Genomic DNA, 21,856 nt, shown 5'->3' with positions numbered 1-21,856 from the left:
GTTTTTTAGATAAAAATAAGTCTTTTTATTGGGGAAGGAGTTAAGATGTTATAATTATTTTAGGTGAATAATATGACAAACATAAACATATGAGTGCCAATTTTGATCTCAACTTTGATGATTTTTATTTTCTATACATCAGGAGCTATCATTTTTGAACTACTACGCTTTAAAATAACAAATCCCTTCTCATATATAGCTGGTGGTTTTTTTGCTTATTTTACCTTTATTTCAATTTTTTCATTCCCGTTACAATTGATATCTGTTATTCCTTATGTTTTCTTTGTCTATTACTTATTTACACTTACAATAATTTACTTGATATTTTGTTTAATTTTTTTAAAGTTTTGAATAACAGCTGGGTTTATTTCACAAAAATCATTAGTATTTTTAATTTGTTTAGCAGTTATTGCAGGAATTAGTTATGCTGGTCATCAATATTTTGCAACAGAAAACTTTGCCAGACACAAAAATGTCCTTTCAATAATTTATTGATTAAGAGATAACCCTGTATCCTTTTTTAATAACTCAACATTTTATAATTTTTTAGGTTTCAAACCTTTTGAAAGTTGACAAACATTCCAAATTTCTGCTGTGATTCTTTCCAGAGCTTCAACTTATCAAATTCAAGATGTTATTATTCCTTTTACTTTTATCATTGAAGCTGTTATTTCAACATCAGTTTTTATTACAATGTATGAATCATTTGCAAAAAAAAGAACAAAATTAATGGAATATGTCACTCTAGTGGTTTCATTAGTATTCTTTGTTTCCACAAAATTAGTTCTTTCAATTTATGGCTTTAGTTTTTGAAGTGGTGAAGTTATGTTTGTTAACCTAATTTTTTATGCCATAGTTTTAACTTTGAATTATACTTCAATGGATTATCGAGAAAGACACAAAGCCACATTTATTGGAATGGTTCTGGGAGGTTATATTTCCTTCTCATGAGATAGTTCTTATCACATTGTCTTTTTAATTTATTGTTTGTTCTTTGTAATTCAAAGAAAATTTACTCGCAACTTTACCAAAGATATTTTAAAAATATCAATGTTTGCTTTAATTGATATTTGTTTTTACAACATTATCTTGAAATTGTACATCCAAGCTATTATTTTTTCAGCTCTACTATTACTATTATTAGTCATTGCAGCAGCAATGACCAACAATTATTCAGTAGTTACTAAGTTTGAGACCTTTGTTGATAGCCGGATTCGCTTAGTAAGTTTGATTTTACCAAGTATTTTTATGGTGATATCTATTGGAATGACTTTGAACTCTGGTACAAGCTTTGTGGATTCAGAAAACAACTACTTAAACTTTATTTATGTGTGAACAACAATTATTAAGTGAGAAAGTGCTCGATATATTACTACTTTTATAATTGCTTTGGCAATACTTGTAGTAGCACTTGTGTGATTTTTTGTGAGAGCAAAATTCAAAAAAGATTTTTTAACAGATAGTGTCGATTTAATGTTAATATCATATTTGACATTTTATAACCCAATTGTTGTAAAATTCATCAACCTTTTTTACCCAAGTATGACTAGTTCCAATGGAATAATTATGATCATTCAAGGAATGGTGGTAGCCAATGTCTTGGTTATTTGGTTGTGTAACAAAGTTGATGCTCGTAAACCAGAGCAATTAAAAATTATCAAAAAATATAACTGAATTAAATAGAGGATTTTTGTATGGACAAGATTGAAAAAAGAATTAAGGAACTAAAAACCCAACTAAACATTTGAGCACATGCTTATTACGTTTTAGATGCTCCTGTTGTTGATGATGCTGAATATGATGCATTATTTTTAGAGTTAAAAGACTTAGAAGCTCAGTATCCACAATTTATAACTGGTGACTCACCAACTCAAAGAGTTGGGGGCATAGTGTTAGAAAAATTTGAAAAATATCAGCATAAAACTCCAATGCTAAGTTTGGATAATGCCTTTAATGATGGAGACTTACTAAATTTTGACAAACAAATTAAAAAAGAGGTAGAACAAAAACCTTATAGTTTTTTTGTTGAACCAAAAATTGATGGTCTATCAATTTCATTAATTTATAAACAAGGAAAACTACAAACTGCAGCAACTAGAGGTGATGGAGTTTATGGAGAAGATGTAACTTCAAACATTAAAACAATCAAAAGTTTGCCACTAATGATAGCAGATTTAGATGATTATGTTGAAATTAGGGGAGAGGTCTTTTTAAATAAAACTGAATTTAACAAAATTAATGCTCAAAGAAAAGCAAAAGATGAACCACTATTTGCCAATCCCCGAAATGCAGCAGCTGGAACTGTGCGTCAATTAGACTCAAGTATTGCTGCAGAAAGAAATTTAGATGCTTTTTTGTATTATTACATGAATCGTGAAAAAATTTCAACTCATAGTCAATCAATGACACACTTGCAATCAATGAATTTCAAAGTGAACAATTTAGGCCAACATTGCCCAGATATTCAAGCTGTAATTGAACATGTTAATTACTTAAACACTTTAAGACATGATTTGGACTATGAAATTGATGGAGTTGTTATTAAGGTTAATGAGTTTGATTTATATGAAGAAATTGGTTACACATCAAAATTTCCCAAGTGAGCTATTGCCTTTAAATTTCCAGCAGAGGTTAAAACCACCAAACTCCTTGATATCTTTCCAACTGTAGGGAGAACTGGGAGAATTACTTATAATGCAGTTCTAGAACCAGTGGGTTTGGCAGGAACTACAGTGCAAGCAGCCACTTTACATAATGCTGATTTTATTGTGGAAAGAGATATTAGAGTTGGAGCAAATGTTAAAGTTAAAAAAGCAGGAGACATTATTCCAGAAATTATTGAACCAATAAAGGATGAAAATTTTGTTAATTTACCTATTTGACAAGAAAGTCAAAACTGTCCAGAGTGTAACTCTCCCTTAGAAAGAACAGTTGGTGAAGTGGATCAATATTGTATTAACAGTTCTTGTCCAAGAAAAATCATCCGTTCATTAGAACATTTTGCCAGTCGTGAAGCTATGAACATTGAGGGTTTAAGTATTAAAATTATTGAAAAACTTTATGAGAATGGTTTTGTTAAAAACATTGCAGATATTTATAAACTAAAAACAGTTAGAACCAATTTACTAGAATTAGATAATATGGGAGAAAAATCAGTTGATAATTTATTGCAAGCCATTGAAAATACTAAACAAAATTCTGCTGAAAAACTTTTCTTTGGTTTAGGAATTAGATATGTTGGTAAAAAAACAGCCCAGTTATTGGTAATAAACTTTAAATCAATTTTAAACTTAAAAAATCAAGATTTTGACACAATTGCCACTATTCATGATATTGGACCAACTGTTTCACAAGCTGTGGTTGACTGATTTAAAGTCCAAGCCAACTTGGACTTAGTTACTGAGTTGCAAAGTTTAGGCTTGAATACTGATTATTTAGGTAATGTTGGTTCAAAATTTAATGAAGAAATTTCAAATAAAAGTTTTGTAATTACTGGAACTTTATCAAAACCTCGGAACCACTTTAAAAGTATTTTAGAAGAACATGGAGCAAAAGTAATTGATAGTGTCAGCAAAAAAACTGATTATTTACTGGCAGGAAGTGAAGCTGGAAGTAAATTAGAAAAGGCCCAAAAATTAAATGTTAAAATAATCAATGAAGAAGAATTTAAAGAACTTATAGGAGAATAAAAATATGAAGATAACTAAGGAATTTGTTCAAGTTTTAGCAGATGATGTTTTAATTGAATTAACTGAACATGAAAAAAATGAAATTTTAAAAACTGAAAATGATATTTTAAGTAAATTTGAAAAGGTTTTTTTAATAGATACTGAAAATGTTCCAGAAAGTCACCATCCTTTTGCCACTGAAAATACTTATTTACGCAGTGATGATGACATCACTACAATTTCAAAAGCACAATTACTAGCAAATGCTCCAGCACAAAAAGATGGGTATGTTGTTATTAGTAAGGTGGTGAAGTAGATGCAACTTTTAGGTTTAACAATAACTGAAATTCATAAATTATACCAATCAAAAACAATTTCAGTGGGAGATTATATTAAAGCAGTTTATCAAGCAATGCAAAAAGATTTTGCTTCAAATTTTTTAGTGACAATTTGTGAGGAACCAGATTACTCAAAATTAGAGCAATACTTTGATAAAGATAATATTTTAAGTGGAATCCCTTATTTAGCAAAAGATAATTTTTGAACCATGGATCTAAGAACAACTGCAGGTTCAAAAATCCTAAGTAATTTTCAACCAACTGAAGATAGTACTGTTATTAAAAAACTAAGAGATAAAAGTACAGTCTTGCTTGGAAAAACCACTCTGGATGAATTAGGAATGGGAGGAACTGGCTTATTTGGGTTTAATGGTAAAGTAGCAAATCCTTTTGATACCACTCGCATTGCTGGAGGTAGTTCAAGTGGGAGTGCTTATGCAGTAGCTAAAGGTTATGTTCCATTCGCTACAGGTTCAGATACAGGTGATTCAATTAGAAAACCTGCAAGTTTTGTAGGAGTTGTTGGTTTTAAACCAACTTATGGTAGTCTATCAAGGTATGGAGTTATTCCTTATGCTCCAAGTTTAGACCATTTAGGATACTTTACTCGTAATGTTGAAGATATGGCCCTAGTTTGTGATGCTACATATGGGTTTGATAAAAAAGATTTTACTTCAATTGCCAATCCAGCAGATTTTGCAAGTCATTTGAATGATTTACATAAAAATGCCAAATTTGGTTACATTAAAGATGTTCAAAAATATATTGATGGAAAGTTAGCAAAAGCTTATGAAAAGCTTTACCAAAAAATCAAAGCTGATGGCCATGAAGTGATAGAAATTGACTTTAGTAAAAAACTACTTGATGCTTTACCGGCTGTTTACATGATGATTTCTTTTTCAGAAGCTGTTTCAACTCACTCAAATTTAGATGGTATTAATTTTGGTGAGCGAGTTGAAGGTAAAGATTACATTGAAACTATTAAAAAAAGTCGTGCAAGTGGTTTTGGAATGAATGTTAAAAAAAGATTTGTTATTGGTAGTTATCAATTAAGAAAAGAAAACCAAGAACTATTGTTAGCAAAATCAAAAAAAGTAAGAACCTTAATTATTAAAGAACTACAAAAAGCATATGAACTTGTAGATATTTTAATTTTACCTCCAGCACTTGATATTGCTCCAAAAATTTCTGAGGTTGTTGGGGTTGATGTTGAAGATCGTCAAGATGATGAAAAAGTTTTCTTACAAGATCTACTAATTTTGGCAAACTTTAATGGAATGCCTTCAATTACTATTCCTTTCATTAAAAAAGAAGAAATGCCCATTGGCATCAATTTAAATGCTAAACCAACAGCAGATTTATTGGTACTACAAGCTGCTAAGTATGTTGAAGGCTTAGTGCAACAAGGAGGATTTGCAAATGACTAATTTTGAAGTGATTATTGGTATTGAAAACCATGTTGAATTAAAAACAAAATCAAAAATGTTTGCCCCTGCTCCTGTGACTTATGGTGAAGAACCAAATACACAAGTAAGTGCAGTAGATTTAGGATACCCTGGAGCACTGCCAACAGTAAATGAAGCTGGAGTTAAATTAGCAATTTTAGCGTGTCATGCTTTAAACATGAAAATTAACCCTTTACTAAGATTTGATCGTAAAAACTATTTTTACCCAGATTTAGTTAAAGGATTTCAAATAACTCAACAATTTCACCCAATTGGTAGTGAAGGTGCTTTGGAAATAACTTTAACTGATGGTAGTAAAAAAACTATTAGTATTGAGAGACTCCACATTGAAGAAGATACTGCCAAACAAAATCATATTGGTGATTTAACCTATATTGATTACAACCGTAGTGGAGTGGGTTTAGTTGAAATTGTTTCAAAACCTGAAATTCGTTCAGCAGAAGAAGCAGTTGAGTATGTGAACAATTTGCGTGAAATCTTATTGTTTTTGGGAGTAAGTGACGTCAAAATGAATGAAGGTTCATTACGTTGTGATATTAATATTTCTTTAAGACCTTATGGAAATCCAACTTTTGGTTCAAAAGTTGAAATTAAAAATTTAAACTCATTAAATAACATTAAAAAAGCAGTTGAATTTGAAATTAGAAGACAAAGTCAAGCCTTGTTGAATGGTGAAACTATTGGTCAAGAAACAAGACGTTTTGATGAAAACACACAAGAAACAGTTTTAATGAGAGTAAAAAGTGATGGCATTGATTATAAATACTTTCGAGAACCAAATCTTGTTCCAATTAGGTTAACACCATCTTGAATTGAAGGAATTATTAAAAGTTCACCTGAATTGGCCGCAACAAAACGCCAACGTTATGTTGAACAATACAAAATGAAACTTGAAGATGTTAATTACATCTTAGCAAGTTTAGAGTTAACAAACTTTTTTGAAGCCACAGTAGCCTTGGGGTGTGATCCGATTAAGGTCTTAAATTACTTGACTGCTGATATTAAGGCCTTGTTAAATAAGGAGAATTTAGCAATTGATAAAACTCAACTCCAACCACAAGATATTTGTGACATTATTAATTTATTAGAACAAGGGGTTATTTCTTCAAAACATGTAAAAACATTGTTACCAATAGTGTTTGCAAGCGATAAGACTGTTTTACAAGTTGTTGAGGAAAATAACTTAAAATTGATAAGTGATGTTAAAGTTATTGAAGATTTATTAATCCCAATTGTTAAACAAAATCAAACTCTAATTGTTGAAAATTATGAAAACAGACCAGAAAGAGTTGAAAAAACTTTAATGGGGCAACTTATGAAAGAAACTGGGGGAAATGTTAACCCTGATGTTGCTTTAACTATCATTAATAAAATGATTAAAAATACTTTGAAGTAAAGAAAACCTGCAGTAGTGCAGGTTTTTAATTTGATTGTGAAAAAAATTTACAGATTTATTTTAATGTCAATTGTCAAAACCCGTGAGTGTTTTTTATGTATAATATTTAAAAGGGAGTAGATTAATGAAATTAGAAGTAAAAAACTTGAAAAAATCTTTTGATGATGTGTTGGTGTTAGATGATATTTCATTTACCTTAAATGAAGGTGATATTGCTGGGTTTGTTGGAACAAATGGGGCTGGGAAAACCACAACTATCAAAGCAATTTTCAATGAATATCGCATTGACGAAGGGGAGATTCTAATTGATGGTGAATCAATTAGCAAAGATAATTTAAAAGAAATGGAGTTCTTCCCAGATCAAAATAACTTCCCCAAAGATTTTAAGATAATAGATTATTGTTGATATAATTATCAACTAACTTTTCCGAAAGCAAAACATGCAGAATTTAAAAATCTATTCAAAGATGTAGTTAAGGCACTATCTTTGGGTCAACAAATGAAATCAAAATTTAGCCAACTTTCAAGTGGAATGCAAAAAAGAGCACTTTTAGCTGCAGTTTTGGTTACGAAACCAAAAATCTTATTTTTGGATGAACCAACATCTAATGTGGACATTAAAGCTAAGAGGGAATTTATTGAACTTTTAAAAGAATTAGCTGGTAACCTAGGTCTAATCATTTTGATAACCACACATCAAATTGAGGAACTAGAAAAGTTTGCTAATTGCTTAATTTTTTTAGAAAAAGGTAAAGTGGTTTATGATGATAAATTTAACTCAGAAACAGAAAATATTTATGAAGTTTATGACAAAGCATTTACAAGTGATAAACCAATAATTAATAAAGATCTATTAAAAGACATGTATAAAAATCAAACTAATTCAAAAAAATAAGAATTTATTTTTTTTGTAATAAAATATACGATTAATTTAGATATTGAGGAGCAATTAACAATGAAAAACAAACTATCCATATTTGATATCACAATCTTTAAGCATTCTTTAGTAAAAAGCATTAAAAATTTTTGGAATTGATTTGTAGTAATCATATTTCTTGCAATTTTAATTGGTTTATCAGTATTATGAGGAGCAGAGGGAGATTTAGCATCTCTGAATAGTCGTAATCAAATTTTTACTTTTTGACTACTACCCCAATTCATTTTCTTACTTACTGATTGTACTTATAATTATATAAATGAAAGACAATATCAAGTTTTAAATATGGAATTACGAAAGGGACGTACTACAAAGCAAATTCTTTTTTCAAGGCTGCTTGCAAGTTTAGTAATTACCACATCGCTAAATTTAATATTCTTAGTAATTAACATTATCTTTCTAGCAGCTTATGAACCACAACAATTGAATAATTTACCATTATTATTTTTCCTAGTTTTTGTCCTTTCACTGATTAATTTGGGGATTTTCTCTTTCTTTTTTGGGTTGGGCTTTAATAAAGTTATTTCAGTAGCTTTGAATATTTACTTGATATTAACAATGCTTGGTTCACTAATTTTTTATATGCTTGCACCAATTTTGTTTAGTAATAAAGAATTAGAAATGTTTGTTCCCCAAAATATCAGAACCAGTTTAATTACTGATAAAGTCTTTGAGTACTATCAAGTTGATGATTCATTAATTAATAAATTGTTGACTGAATCTCATTATTACAATGATTATGTTGTTGCTGAAGATGAAGAAAACCAACTTTCTAAATGATTACCTTTAGCATTGGGTTTATTAAACCAAAGTGATATTGACCATTTGAGCGAACTTCTTGAATTGATTCAGGATTCTGAAAATCCTATTGTTTTAGAATTAAGTGAGGATTTTAAAAATACTGAATTATATAAAATTAATCAAGATTTAATACAAGAGGATACATTATCAAGAGATTATGGTAAATCAATTTATAGTTGAATACCTTCATCAAAAGCAAAAGCTGCTTTTACTTTAGAGGAACTAGATAAAGTTATAGCCTTGATTAACAGCAAATATGGTCAAGACCATCCTGGAGTAGATAACTTCAATCAGTTTGTTAGAGATTTTGTTGTTAGTGAGATGAATTCAAACTTCTATCCAATTAGTTATGATTTATCTAATTTTGATGTTAGAGAATATGGTGTTATAGGATATATTAATAAAAGCTTAAATGAAACCACTGAAACTCCTGTTGGGTTAAAGGTTTGGAACGAGGCTATTGCAAAATTGGTTTATCAAGCCAATTCAGCATATAAAATTGAAATTTATAATACATTAACCTTGGCAAAAGCAAGAACAATTTTGAGTTTATTGCCCTGAATTATGACAGCAGAAATAAGTGCAAATCCAAACCGTTTATTAAATAAACTTGATCATTATGTTGATAATAACTATGGAGCTGGAGTTAATTTTGCAACATATTATCGAGGAAATCGATTCTATAATGAAAATGCCTCAGAAGGTAGTTTCAACCAAATTGCTTTAAATACCACAAAGAACAAGAAAGTTTATGGGACAACATATAGTTCTGTTGCTTATCACATTGCTTTGTTCATAATAGGGATTGTATTATTATGATTAGGTTCAAGATTTTTTGAAAAAAATATTAGAAAATAATGGGTTACCATTATTTTTAACTTATTGTAGAATATTTTAAATATCTATATAATATAACTAAACTTAAAGATAAAGTTCGTACATTATCTGTTATGAAAGAGGAGACAAAATGAAAAAAATCTTGGCAAGTTTAGCAGCAACATCACTACTAATTGCAGTTTCAAATCCAGTCGCTTGTAGTTCTGCTCCAGCAATTTCAAGAGCAAGACCATTTAGATTTCAACCAAATTCTGAAGAAAGTTTATTAGAATTGATACATTATCAAATTGATGAATTGGATGAAGCCAAGGAAATTCATAGTGTTCTGACAGAGTCATATGGAGAGGCCTTAAATTCATGACCTTCAGCTATCAGACTTTCAGCTGATGCGCAATTTTATATGCAAGTGACCTCAAAGGTGTCTGCACTAATTGTGAAATTTAGCATGTTTTTAGATTCTGAAATTGGAGCTGATTTTAATTTTGATCAAATTAAAGGTATTAGCTTTATGCCCAAAAGTGCTGATAGTCAATTAATTGAATCCTCAAAAGCAGCAATTAATGAGTTGGAAGATTTGGTTAAAAAAAATTTTAACAATACTGAACTAAAAGATACGGCCTTAACAAGAACAACATTTGAGTTTTATAAAGCCATTGTTGATTGAACTAGAATAAATGATTTTAAGAATAATGAATAAATCAATAAAACAGCAGTAAAACTGCTGTTTTTTTATCTTAAGTTATTTGCAAGAACATTTTAGAGTTCTTCTTCACCCCTAATTTTAATGGTTAAATCACGAATAATGTTGTTTTTTGCAAAAATAACTAGTAAATCATCTTTTTTTAGAATGGTGTATTCATCAGGAATAACGACTTTTCCACTTCTTTTAATTTGTACAATTGTAAAATCACGATTTGAAGTTAAACCCGATTCACTAATTGAACGTCCAATAACTTTGGCATCATTTACAATGATATTGGTGAAACTATAATCTCCATCAGTTGATTGTACTTGTCCCTCAATGTCAAATAAGGACTTGGTGGCAATAAGTTTTCCTGTAATTTCATCGGGTATTACAATTGAATCCTCTTCAATTCCTAAAGCCATTAAAATTCTTTTATGGTTAAAATCTCGGGCATTAACTATAATATTGTCCACTCCTAAGTCAATTAAGTTTAAAATTGTTAAAATACTTGCTTCCATATTTGAACCAAAACAAACAATTACATAGTCATATTGAATAATCCCATTTTTTTCTAAAGCTACTTTATTGGTAGTATCCATAATGATTCCATCAATTGATTCATATTCAGAAATATAGAGATTTAGTTTTTCTTCATTAATATCAAATAATTTAACTGATTGCTTTTTTTCTTCAAGTTCTTGGGCTACTGCTAAACCAAAACGGTTAGCACCAATAATTGCAAAACTTTTCTTTTTAGCCATATTTTTTACCTCTAATTTCAATATCTCTTAAATTATACAACTCTTTTTTATATTGTTGTATAATTTAAGGTAGGTTTTTATAAAAAGGTAGGAGGTAGAGTTTTGGAAAATAATGAAGCTAAATCCAAGCTTGTTGAAGACAATCAAGATAGTCTTGAGAAAAAAACTGGTTTAAAAGCAAAAAGAAATTTGCGTAAAGCAAAAAAACATAATAAAAGACAAATAAAAAGCCGAACCAAAGCTGAAATTAGACAACAAAAAGTCCAATTAAGCTTCTTTAAAAAACTAAAATCTTGATGACCTTTTTCTAAAGTAAGCGGTAGAATTATTTTTGGTTACTTATTAGCAATCTTAATTGGTGGATTTTTACTAAGTATTCCAGGGGTTGTGGTGGCTAGTGGACAAGAATGAGACATGATAACTGGTATGTTTACAGCATCAAGTGCAATTTCTGACACAGGAATTACAACCTTAGATACACATGTAGATTACAGTATTTGGGGACAAGTTTTTATTTTGATTATGATCAAAATTGGTGGAGTTGGGTTGTTAACCTTGAAAATAGTGCTGCTATCGATGTTAAACAAAAAAGTTTCAGTAGATGATCAAAATGTGGCTGGAACTGAAAGAGGGGCTGGAACCTTAGGAAATACAGTTGAAATGATTAAGGATGCTTTTATTTTCCTAACTGCAGTTGAAATTTTTGGAATGTTTGTCTTGTTCTTTGGATTCTACTTTACACCAATGTCTACAACAGAATTTGTAGTTAATAATCCCTATCATGATTTTGCCAAATCAGGTTGAGCTGCAATTTTTCACTCAATTAGTGCTGTTAATAATGCAGGTTTTGACATTTTAAGTAATGCCTCATTGCAACCCTATAATCAACCAGGTCAAGAATCATACTTTATTCAGGTTATTTTTATGTTTCAATGAATTATTGGTGGTTTAGGTTACCCAACTTATACAGATATTAAGCGAAAAATAAAAGCTCATAAAGAGGGAAAAGAATATCGCTTTTCATTATTTACTAAAATAAACTTTTTAATTTATTCAATTTTACTTGTTCTAGGCCCAATTTTAGTGGTAATTTCAGAAGTGGCCACTTATGAAAAGAGTTTAATTATTTATAATGGTGTTGAAAAAAGAAGTACTTTTGCTTGAGTCTTTGACATTATCTTTAATGTAACTTCTTGTCGTAATGCAGGGTTTTCAACAGTTTCAGTTAATAATTTCACTGCTGGAAGCAAACTAATTATGGCATTTTGGATGTTCATTGGTTCTGCCCCATCATCAACAGCTGGGGGAATTCGTACTACCACTTTTGGGATTTGTGTTTTTGCAATTTTTGCAGTTATGAGAAATAAACAATCAGTAGAATCCTTTCATAAAAAAATCCCAGAAAAAACAGTGCGCCGTAGTTTTGTAGTAGTTTTTATCTCAATTTTTGTAGTAGTAAGTAGTATTTTTGTTGTTTACATTGATTCAAATAAAATGCTCTGAGATTTAGATCCAACAATTGCTGGAACCAACTACACAATTATTGAACTAATAGTTTATGTTTGTAGTGCTTTTGGGACAGTTGGGTTCCAACCATTTGATAATAGTGAAATTTTAGCCATGGGAGTTATTAGCAAGATAATTTTAGTTCTAACAATGTTTATTGGACAACTTGGAATTTCAAACACTCTACTAGCCTTTGTTAAACCTAAAACCAAACACAATTTTGGTTACTTAGAAGAAGATGTGACCATTGGTTAACACTAGTTAAAACTAGTGTTTTTTAATTTGGCTTGAAGACTAAAAACCTTTATTTAAAGGGTATCTTTTAAGATTAACTAGGTAATCATAGCAATTTTGGCATAAAAAAAAGTAATTTTTTTTAAAATATATTGTAATTTAATTAATTTATATATAAAATATTAAAGCATTAAAGTAAATGCAAAAAAAATTAAAATTTGTTGATTTCAAATTAAAAAGTATGCTATTATAAATGAGTATATTTTAACAATTACAAATTGGCTTTTTAGCTCAGTTGGTAGAGCGCTCGGCTGTTAACCGATCGGTCGTAGGTTCGAGTCCTACAAAAGCCGCCATTATTTTTTTATGTATGGCCTGTTGGTGAAGCGGTTAACACACACGGTTTTCATCCGTGCATACACGGGTTCGAACCCCGTACAGGCTACCATATTTTTATATTTCTTTATATGTGGAGTGCTAGCTCAGCTGGGAGAGCTCCTGCCTTACAAGCAGACGGTCGGCGGTTCGATCCCGTCGCACTCCACCATTTTATTTATGCTGATGTGGCTCAATTGGCAGAGCAACTGACTTGTAATCAGTAGGTTGTAGGTTCAAGTCCTATCATCAGCACCATGTGCGAATTTGAAATCTCTTGCCAAAGGGATTTTTTTTGTGTAATAATCTATTTGAGGTGTACTATGAAAAAAACAAAAATAATCTTATTTTGGACTGGTATTGGTCTTTACTTTCTAAATCAAGTTTTAGTCTTAGCACTTTTACATAAAGTTAGGGTTCTTTTGAACTTGGTTGAGGGTGGAAATTATTGAGAAGCTGCCACTGAATATGCAATGATCTTATTGTTATGTGCTGTTTTTGTTGCCATGATTGTTTGTGTTTGCTCTAAAAAACCAATAACCAATCAGGTTGGGGCAATTATTGGTATTGTTACCACTATTTTCATTGTGGCCTTCTCATGATTGATTGTGACCTGAATTTTCTGGTTTATTAACTTTATTGCGTGTATAATTATCTTAATAGCATGTCTATTAATTCTGAAACTAAATAAAGAAATTGTGTAATATTTTGATTTTTTATGTTAATATTATTTTGTTGATTTTGTCTCGTTAGCTCAGTCGGTAGAGCAACTGGCTTTTAACCAGTGGGTCATAAGTTCGAGTCTTATACGGGACACCATCCATCCGGATTTGGCGGAATTGGCAGACGCACCAGACTTAGGATCTGGCGTGGTAACACGTGGGGGTTCAAGTCCCTTAATCCGGACCATTATAGAAACTAACATCACCTAAATAATTTTTTGGGTGATTTTTTATTAATAGGTTATAATTAATAAGTAAAGGTGATGAAATGAAAGACAACATTAGAAAAAAATTAAAAGAGAATATAATAGTTTTCTCAGACTTAGATGGGACAGCCCTATTGTCAAGTCATAAGTTTAGTCAAAAAACAAAAGATATAGTTAAAAAAGTTTATAAATCTGGACACTATTTTATCCCAATTACTGCTCGTAGTACTTTAGATACTTTTGAGCATCAAGCACTATATTTAGGCTTAGATAAATTGGGAGGTATTGCAGTGGCAAATAATGGAACTCATATTTATGACTTTAAGAAAAACCACTGAATTCGTCAAGCTTATGTTAGCCAGACAATGGTGGAACGTGTCTTTAGACACACATATGGTAAGGTTGGCAAGTACAAAGTTCATTATTTTGCAGATAATACCACTTATGTTTATGGAGCTGGTGAGAATTCTCGCTATTGAAGTGATATAATGAATATGGATTATAAGGTTGTCACTGAATTTGGTGAAATAACAGAACCAATCAACCATATGACCATAGTTCTTAAAAAAGGTGTTAGCGAACAAGAAATTAAGGCATTTTATCAAGAATTTGAATTTGTCAATGAAGAGTTAAGTGCTATTCGTTATTATGATCGAGTTCATGAACTAACACCAAAAGGAATTAACAAGGGAGAAGCATTACAGCTAATCTTAGATTATTTAAATTTGAATGAACAAAATACTTCTGTTTTTTGTTTTGGGGATAGTGTTAATGACATTCCAATGTTTGAAGCTGCTCAATATCCAGTAGCTATGGGCAATGCCATTGACCAATTATTTGAAGATGCAGCTTACATTACAAAAACAAATGATGAAAATGGAGTTGCTGATTTTATAGAAAAATACATACTTTAAGGAGAGATAAATATGGCAAAAATTATTAGTACAGTCAAAGAATTTGACAAAATAACAAGCGAAGGAGTTACTTTAGTTGACTTCTATGCTGATTGATGTGGTCCATGTAAAATGTTAGGACCAATTTTTGAACAAGCTTCAACTGAAGTGAGTGGAGTTAACTTTATAAAAGTTGATACTGATGCACTTCCAGAAATTGCAAATAGATTCGAAGTTGCTTCAATCCCAACAATCATAAAAATTGTTGATGGTAAAGAAGAAACTAGAAAAGTTGGAGTTTTAGGTAAAGACCAATTATTAGCATTGGTAAAATAGGGAGCACTAGGGAAATGGTAAAATTAATTGTAGTAGATGTTGATGGAACATTATTGGGCAAAAAAAAGTCAGTTCCAAGTGAAAACATTGCAGCTTTGAATGAAGCAAGAGCCACAGGAATAAAAATAGCAATTGCTACAGGACGTAATCTAAAACGTGCAATTGACATTGCACGAACAATTGGTATTGATAAACATCAAGAATACCTAATTTGTCTTAATGGGGGTGTCACTTATAAATTTGATGCTGCTGGTGAACCTCAATTAATTGAGGAAACCCTTTTTTCTGTTAATGACGTTAAATATATTTATGATACTGCAGTTAAAACAAAAGTTAATTGTTTTTCATATTCTGAAGATCCAAAAATAACTTATGTAATTAAAAATCGTGGAGTGTTTATTTGGTTTATGAAAAAGATCTCAAAACGTAAAGCAAAAATTTATGGTAAAGATGAGATGAACCAAAGAGCTTATAAAATATTGGCTTGTGGCAAAAGAGCTAATATGAACAATTTAGTTGAAAAAGTTAAGCAAAAAAAATATGAAGTTTATTCATGAAGTTATGTCTCAGATAAAACAGTTAATATTGAAATTTCACCAGTTGGTGTTGATAAAAAACATGCCCTAGAAAAGGTTGCCAGAGAATATGCAATTCAACCAAGTGAAGTAATGTACTTTGGTGATGGTCAAAACGATGCTCGTTCAATTAAATGAGCTGGTTTAGGGATTGCTATGGGTAATGCTTCAAGTGAAGTTAAAAAAGTTGCTGATGATGTTACCATTCACCATAAATGTGGAGGAGTAGCCCATAAAATTAGAGAAATAATTTTAAAAGATAATTAACTCACAGTCTAACTGTGAGTTTTTTGATTATTTTGGAACTTTTTTAGGACAACACTCACAAAAGTTTTTTTATTTTTAATAAATTTTTAAAATTCACTTGCACTTGCCAAGTTATTCATTATAATTAAAAAGTAAAAATCAAAAGGAGGTAATGTATGAAACTTTTAACTGTAACAAATATTTCACAATATTTAATTTCAGAATGATTGGATGTAGTACATTCCCTAACTGAATGATTTGAAAAAATACTTGAAACTGAACAGCTCCTCCTGATTGCGTAATGAAATAAGATTACGCGTTAAAATTTAATAACATTTGTCATTTTAAGAGGAGAAAACTAATGAAAAAATCTAATAACATTCTTGAAATTCGTAACCTAACCAAGACTTACGAAGGAAAAGTTGTGTTAAAAGGAGTAAGTTTTAATGTCCATGAAGGTGAATTTATCACTCTTTTAGGACCTTCAGGTTGTGGAAAATCTACAACTTTGAACTTAATTGGAGGACGTGAAAAACCTGATTTAGGAGAGATTCTATTTGAAGGAAAAAATTTAGCACCAATCCCGCCAAATAAGCGCCAAATTAACACAATTTTTCAAAATTATGCTTTATTTCCCCATTATGATGTATATGATAATATTGCTTATGGATTAAGAATTAAAAAACAAAAAGAAGACTTAATCAGAAAAGAAGTAATGAAATACATCAAAAAATTGCAATTAGAGGGACATGAAAATAAACGCATTAGTGAACTTTCAGGAGGACAAAAACAACGTGTGGCAATTGCTCGTGCACTAGTACTAAAACCTAGAATTTTATTACTTGATGAACCAATGTCTGCCCTTGATGTTCAACTGAGAAAGAAAATGCAAGATGAGCTTAAAGCTCTGCAAGAAGAAATCGGCATAACATTTATTTTAGTAACCCACGATCAAGAAGAAGCTTTGACTTTAAGTGATCGTATTGTTGTTATGAATGAAGGTGCTACCCAACAAATTGGTACACCTGAAGAAATTTATAATGAGCCAGAAAATAAATGAGTTTCAAACTTTATTGGTGTATCAAACCTAATTGAAGACGCAGTCTTTGTCGAAGATTTAAAAGTTGCCTTTGATGGTCAAACTTTTGATTGTAATGATAAAGGGTTTGGAACCAATGAAAGCAATATTGATATTGTTTTAAGACCTGAGGATATTGAAATTGTTAAACCAGGCAAAGGATTTTTTGATGGAGTGGTTGAAAATGTAATCTTTAAAGGAGTACATTATGAAATCACCATTAAAACACCACATCGTGATTATATTTCACACACTACTGATTTCCATGACTTTGATACAAAAGTAGCTGTCAAATGAGATCGTGATGATATCCATGTCATGTGAAAGGAAATTGATGAATAATTCAAAAAGTGATGCACTTGATAAAACTATTTTAGAAAACCAAAGTGCAAAAGCAGATCTTGAAATTAATGAAAATATAGATGCTGCAGATATTATTGAATCAATTGAATCAGTAGGAATTGAAAATGATGATATTAAAAAGATTTCATTTAAAACAAAGTTTATGAAATCAAAATTTGCAAATGCATTCATTGGTAAAACTTGACCAATACTAGCACCATTTATTTTTGTGATGATAGTACTTGTAGTCTTACCTTTGATAGGAATCCTAATCTTTTCTGTGGTTCAGACAACCAACAACAGTTATAAGTTTGAATTCTCACTAGCTAACTTTCATAAGTTATTTACAAGCTACCCAATTATGTTGTCTCTAGGATTAACAGTCTTATATGCTTTTGTTGCAAGTATTGTAGCAATTGTCATTGCCTTTCCCATTGCTCATATTTTAAGTACTATGAAATCAAAATTTGCAGCCCAAAACTTGTGAATTATCTTCACAATGCCAATTTGAATCAGTATGATTTTAAAAACAATTGGTTTGAGAAGTTTATTTAGTATTTTATCAGCAAGTTTATTGGGAACCCAAGCAGCCATAATTATTGGTATGATTTACATGTTTTTACCATTTGCAGTGGCACCAATTTACAATGCTTTAGAAGGAGTTGATAAAACTCTTTATGAAGCTGCTTTGGACTTAAAAGCTTCAAGAACACAAGCTTTTTGACATATTATTTTTAGACAATCACTGCCAGGAGTTTTTGCAGCATTCACATTAGTGTTTGTGCAATCAGCTACTAGTTTGTTAATTGTCCAATATATGGGTGATGGTAGAATCACCTTGATTCCAAGTATCATCGAGTCATATTTCTTTAAAGGAAGTGACTTTGGATTTGGAGCCACAATTGCTGCAACTTTAGCAGTACTATTATTTATTGTTATGGGACTTATGAATTTCTTATCAAGAAAATTCGAAATGAAAGGATCTAAAAAATGAAAAGATTCATCAAAAGTAGTTACTTCGCATTAATAATGTTATTCATTTATGTCCCAATCTTTGTTATGATTTTATTTTCATTCAACAATGACACTTCATTGTTTAGCTGACAAGGATTTACTTGAAAATGATATGGTGAATTAGCAAGTAACTCACCATTAATTAAATCACTGATTGTTTCACTGTTTGTTGCCATGGTTTCAACTGTGATTTCAATTATTATTGGAGTGATGGCATGTGTTGGTCTAACCAAAGTTAGACGTAAAACTCGTAACAACTGAGTGCGAATTGCCAATATCCCATTAGTTAATGCAGACGTTATTACTGCAATTGGTTTAATGATTTTCTTTGTTTTGGCTGGAATCCAATTTGGAAGCATTACCTTAATTGCAGCCCATGTCTCATTTAACGTACCTTATGTGATTGTGACTGTCTTACCATTTATGTTGAGAATTGATCAAAACATGATTCAAGCCTCAAGAGATTTGGGAGCAACTCCAAGACAAACATTTTACCGAGTTATTTTACCAACTTTACTGCCATCAATTATTACTGCAACTGGAATTTGTTTTGCAATGAGTTTTGATGATTTTATTATTAGTTACTTTACTGGTGGTTCACAAACCAATGTTTCAACATTTATTTATACACAAAAGAAACTAAAACCAGTAATCAATGCCTTTGGTACTTTATTAGTGCTAATAATTGTTACAGTATTTTTAATTTGAAATGGGGTGTCAATTACTCGTCACCACATTGCCGATACTAAAATGAAAATCAAAAAAAATGAATACAAAATGAAACAAATAGGTAAAATAAATAGCAAAATTGCTTACTTAAATAAATGCTTAGCCACTGATACAGTTATTGTCAAATCTTTAAATCCCCTTAAGTGGATTAAGTTTAAGGTGCTACAAGCAAAAGTAAGACGAATTCAAAATAAAAACACAGATATTAAAATTTCACGTTTAGAATGAAAAAAAGAATTGATTAATCAAGAGATTAAACAAGAAGCACGTTATTTTACTATCTTTAAAAAACTAACAGAAAAAAAAGCTCAGTTTGAAGCTAAATTAGCAAGTTCAAATAATGAGAAAAAATCAAAAAAAATAGAACAAATCATTAATAAATTTGATGCTCGTATTAACAAGTACCAAGCAGAAATTGATTGAATTAATGAAAGAAATGAAATTGACAAAAATAAAGCTGTGGAGTTAGGGCAAGAAATAATTGATCTAACCAATGAAATGGATGCTTTGACTGATCCAAGTCAAAAAGAGTTATTGTGATACAAGAAAAAAATTGCAAAACTTACAGTTGATAAAAACAACTTAGCTTTGGGAAGAAACAATGCTAAGTTACAAACAACAATTGCAAAACTTGCAGAATACAAAAAACAACTTGCAAACAAGTTGGTAACAAGTTATGAAGAGTTACAAATTGCTAAAAGTGCAATTTATCAAATTGTGCCTTTTGCTCATAAAATTATTGCTCAGATTAATGATTTAACTGCTAGTGGTGCTGCTGTTGACCCTACTTTAGTTGCAGCACAAGTTGCTGAAAACGATAAAGTGAAAACTGCAATTGCAGGGCGCTTAGCAAATGAACAAGCAAGATTAGAGGCATTATATGCAGAAATAAAAGCTAAAAAGGAAAAATACTTCCCAGAAGCCAGTGACGATGACAATGATGAAACTATTATTAGAAATAGAAACTGATTTGTTAAAAACTGAAAAAAAATGGGAATGGGAATTATTTTAACAAGTTCTTTTGCCCTAGTTACTTCAGCATATGTGTTAAATAACACATATGATTTAGTAATTGGAAACTGGGGAAATTACATTGACATGAGGTTAATTTCTGAGTTTGAAAAAGAATATGGTGTAAAAGTTAATTACCAACAATATGACTCAAATGAAAGCTTATATAACAAAAACTACACCTTTAACTATGACCTGATGGTTCCTAGTGATTACATGGTCAAAAAACTTGCCCAAGAAGGTTTCTTACAAGAAATTGATTGAGAAGAGTTAAATCGTGAAGTTGAGGGGCATGAAACAATGAAAATTACCCCATATAACGAACCTTTTGCTGAACCAACTTTTGATGATGAAGATGTTCCAGACACTTTAAATGTCTCAGATGGTTTAAAAGATGCTTTACATGCAATTAGTGTTGAAGCACCTGATGGTTCAGCAAATGACCTAACTGATTACTCATTACCTTGAATTTATGGGGATGTTAGAATTGTCTTCAATAAAGATAATGCCAAACTTGTTGAGTGATTGACTGATAAAGGTTTAATTGCTGATGAAGATAAAATTGAAGGATTAAATGTAGGAAACTTGTCTTGAGATATTCTTTGAGAAGCTGCAGAAGCTGGATTTAATTTAGCATTAAACAATGATCCAAAAAATGTCTTTATGTATGCTTTCCAAAAGTTGTTTGGAAATATTCAAATTTCATCTGGTAAAACTGCGAAAGAAGAAATTGATCAAGCAGCTAATGCTTTAAAACTATTATTACAACGTAGAAATGTTGGACTATATGGAGATGAGTTAATTGATGTAGCTCATGAAAGAAACTTTGATATTGCTGCTATGTATAATGGTGATATTGTTTATGCACTTGGAGATGAGTATGCCCCAGAAGCTGAAGAGGATGCTTTTAGCACAAAAGGTGCTACTACATTTGCAGATGAAGAAGAAGATGAAGAAGAATCAACAGATCCAAATATTTTTGTTGGTATTCCTGGAGCACTTGTAGAAAACCAAACTACTGCTGATGGAGCACCAAAATATGAATCAACCAATATTTTTGCAGATAGTGTTGCAATAAGTAAAAATACTAGACATAAAGAGCTTGCCTATCGTTTTATAAACTTTATGTATCGATGAAACTCTCAATGAGCTATTTTAGATGAAACTGGTTCAACTCCAGGTTTTGATGAAATGGTTGATAGAATTATTGATGATGAATACTTTGGAAGTTATTTAACTGACATTATTCAGGTTACAGATAACGGAAGTCTCTTTGATTTAAATGTTTCTTGAGATAATTATTTAGTTGATAAATTTAATGAAATAGTTGCAATGAAACAATAACCAAAACCCTTTGAAAAGGTTTTTTATAAATTTTATAAAGAAAAAACCTGCTTAATTGCAGGTTTTATTTCATTTTGGAGGTACCAGTCGGAGTCGAACCGACGATCAGGGAGTTGCAGTCCCATGCCTTAGCCTCTTGGCTATGGTACCATTACAAAAGTAATTATACCTAATTTACTAAATATTACAACATTAAATTATTTAAACTCCTTTGAAAATAGTTGTTTAAATAAGGAAAAACTAGACTCTAAAATTGTTTTATTACTTAAATGGAGGTGCAATTATTGTTTTGATAACATTTAGTCCTTTTTTGTTTTGATAACAATGTTTTTAATTATTTTTATATTTATTGTTGT

General features: G+C 30.5%; 17 protein-coding genes and 7 tRNA genes. 22 read left to right on the top strand and 2 right to left on the bottom strand.

Annotated elements, in window-relative coordinates:
• The first annotated feature begins 72 nt into the window (after positions 1 to 72).
• From SCLAR_RS06390 to SCLAR_RS06355, 8 genes are all read left to right on the top strand, one after another.
• Positions 73 to 1,683 carry a hypothetical protein gene (locus SCLAR_RS06390; protein WP_100255085.1) on the top strand — a complete coding sequence of 537 codons (1,611 nt, stop codon included), beginning with the start codon at positions 73 to 75 and terminating at the stop codon, positions 1,681 to 1,683.
• Between the two features lie 11 nt (positions 1,684 to 1,694).
• Positions 1,695 to 3,689, top strand: coding sequence for an NAD-dependent DNA ligase LigA (gene ligA, locus SCLAR_RS06385; RefSeq protein WP_100255084.1), 1,995 nt, complete (start codon positions 1,695 to 1,697; stop codon positions 3,687 to 3,689).
• A 4-nt stretch (positions 3,690 to 3,693) separates the two neighbouring features.
• Positions 3,694 to 3,984: an Asp-tRNA(Asn)/Glu-tRNA(Gln) amidotransferase subunit GatC gene (gene gatC / locus SCLAR_RS06380; RefSeq protein WP_100255083.1), complete on the top strand. Its 291-nt coding sequence runs from the start codon at positions 3,694 to 3,696 to the stop codon at positions 3,982 to 3,984.
• Positions 3,985 to 5,433, top strand: coding sequence for an amidase family protein (locus SCLAR_RS06375; protein WP_100255082.1), 1,449 nt, complete (start codon positions 3,985 to 3,987; stop codon positions 5,431 to 5,433). It begins immediately after the preceding gene.
• Entirely contained in the window at positions 5,426 to 6,868 is a 1,443-nt protein-coding gene (gene gatB, locus SCLAR_RS06370) for an Asp-tRNA(Asn)/Glu-tRNA(Gln) amidotransferase subunit GatB (RefSeq protein WP_100255081.1), read from the top strand. Before SCLAR_RS06375 ends, gatB begins: the two co-directional genes overlap by 8 nt.
• A gap of 124 nt (positions 6,869 to 6,992) precedes the next feature.
• Positions 6,993 to 7,763, top strand: a complete 771-nt coding sequence (locus SCLAR_RS06365; RefSeq protein WP_100255080.1) for an ABC transporter ATP-binding protein — start codon at positions 6,993 to 6,995, stop codon at positions 7,761 to 7,763.
• A gap of 60 nt (positions 7,764 to 7,823) precedes the next feature.
• Complete coding sequence (locus tag SCLAR_RS06360) at positions 7,824 to 9,464, top strand: ABC transporter permease (RefSeq protein ID WP_100255079.1); 1,641 nt, start codon at positions 7,824 to 7,826, stop codon at positions 9,462 to 9,464.
• A gap of 109 nt (positions 9,465 to 9,573) precedes the next feature.
• Positions 9,574 to 10,140 carry a hypothetical protein gene (locus SCLAR_RS06355; protein WP_100255078.1) on the top strand — a complete coding sequence of 189 codons (567 nt, stop codon included), beginning with the start codon at positions 9,574 to 9,576 and terminating at the stop codon, positions 10,138 to 10,140.
• A 59-nt stretch (positions 10,141 to 10,199) separates the two neighbouring features.
• On the opposite strand, the gene SCLAR_RS06350 is transcribed toward SCLAR_RS06355, so the two are convergent.
• Positions 10,200 to 10,889 carry a potassium channel family protein gene (locus SCLAR_RS06350; protein ID WP_100255077.1) on the bottom strand — a complete coding sequence of 230 codons (690 nt, stop codon included), beginning with the start codon at positions 10,887 to 10,889 and terminating at the stop codon, positions 10,200 to 10,202.
• 102 nt (positions 10,890 to 10,991) lie between these two features.
• Here SCLAR_RS06350 and SCLAR_RS06345 point away from each other — a divergent pair, with 102 nt between their 5' ends.
• The 14 genes from SCLAR_RS06345 (at position 10,992) to potCD (ending at position 21,500) form a co-directional block, all read left to right on the top strand.
• Positions 10,992 to 12,650 (top strand): TrkH family potassium uptake protein, encoded by a 1,659-nt coding sequence (locus SCLAR_RS06345; protein ID WP_100255076.1) that lies wholly within the window; start codon positions 10,992 to 10,994, stop codon positions 12,648 to 12,650.
• A gap of 259 nt (positions 12,651 to 12,909) precedes the next feature.
• Positions 12,910 to 12,985, top strand: a tRNA-Asn gene (locus SCLAR_RS06340).
• 16 nt (positions 12,986 to 13,001) lie between these two features.
• Positions 13,002 to 13,077, top strand: a tRNA-Glu gene (locus SCLAR_RS06335).
• 23 nt (positions 13,078 to 13,100) lie between these two features.
• Positions 13,101 to 13,176 (top strand) — tRNA-Val (locus tag SCLAR_RS06330).
• Positions 13,177 to 13,186: 10 nt separating this feature from the next.
• Positions 13,187 to 13,262 (top strand) — tRNA-Thr (locus tag SCLAR_RS06325).
• 65 nt (positions 13,263 to 13,327) lie between these two features.
• The gene (locus SCLAR_RS06320) at positions 13,328 to 13,708 is read left to right on the top strand and encodes a hypothetical protein (RefSeq protein ID WP_100255075.1); all 381 of its coding nucleotides are present in this window, start codon (positions 13,328 to 13,330) and stop codon (positions 13,706 to 13,708) included.
• 39 nt (positions 13,709 to 13,747) lie between these two features.
• Positions 13,748 to 13,823: transfer RNA gene (locus SCLAR_RS06315), tRNA-Lys, on the top strand.
• Between the two features lie 5 nt (positions 13,824 to 13,828).
• Positions 13,829 to 13,913 (top strand) — tRNA-Leu (locus SCLAR_RS06310).
• 81 nt (positions 13,914 to 13,994) lie between these two features.
• Entirely contained in the window at positions 13,995 to 14,846 is an 852-nt protein-coding gene (locus SCLAR_RS06305) for a Cof-type HAD-IIB family hydrolase (protein ID WP_100255074.1), read from the top strand.
• 12 nt (positions 14,847 to 14,858) lie between these two features.
• Entirely contained in the window at positions 14,859 to 15,161 is a 303-nt protein-coding gene (trxA, locus tag SCLAR_RS06300) for a thioredoxin (RefSeq protein WP_100255073.1), read from the top strand.
• 14 nt (positions 15,162 to 15,175) lie between these two features.
• Positions 15,176 to 16,003: a Cof-type HAD-IIB family hydrolase gene (locus SCLAR_RS06295; protein ID WP_100255072.1), complete on the top strand. Its 828-nt coding sequence runs from the start codon at positions 15,176 to 15,178 to the stop codon at positions 16,001 to 16,003.
• Positions 16,004 to 16,343: 340 nt separating this feature from the next.
• Positions 16,344 to 17,402 carry a spermidine/putrescine ABC transporter ATP-binding protein gene (gene potA, locus SCLAR_RS06290; protein WP_100255071.1) on the top strand — a complete coding sequence of 353 codons (1,059 nt, stop codon included), beginning with the start codon at positions 16,344 to 16,346 and terminating at the stop codon, positions 17,400 to 17,402.
• Entirely contained in the window at positions 17,395 to 18,429 is a 1,035-nt protein-coding gene (potB, locus tag SCLAR_RS06285; RefSeq protein ID WP_100255070.1) for a spermidine/putrescine ABC transporter permease, read from the top strand. Before potA ends, potB begins: the two co-directional genes overlap by 8 nt.
• Positions 18,393 to 21,500 (top strand): spermidine/putrescine ABC transporter permease/substrate-binding protein, encoded by a 3,108-nt coding sequence (gene potCD / locus SCLAR_RS06280; protein WP_100255069.1) that lies wholly within the window; start codon positions 18,393 to 18,395, stop codon positions 21,498 to 21,500. The genes potB and potCD overlap by 37 nt, the downstream gene beginning before the upstream one ends.
• A gap of 75 nt (positions 21,501 to 21,575) precedes the next feature.
• Here potCD and SCLAR_RS06275 read toward each other — a convergent pair.
• Positions 21,576 to 21,650 (bottom strand) — tRNA-Cys (locus SCLAR_RS06275).
• Between the last annotated feature and the right edge of the window lie 206 nt (positions 21,651 to 21,856).

Origin of the sequence: Spiroplasma clarkii (assembly GCF_002795265.1) — a bacterium.
Taxonomy (GTDB): Bacteria; Bacillota_I; Bacilli_A; order Mycoplasmatales; family Mycoplasmataceae; genus Spiroplasma_A; species Spiroplasma_A clarkii.
Note: the sequence above shows the minus strand (reverse complement) of the source record. Positions and strands in the feature narration are given on the sequence as shown.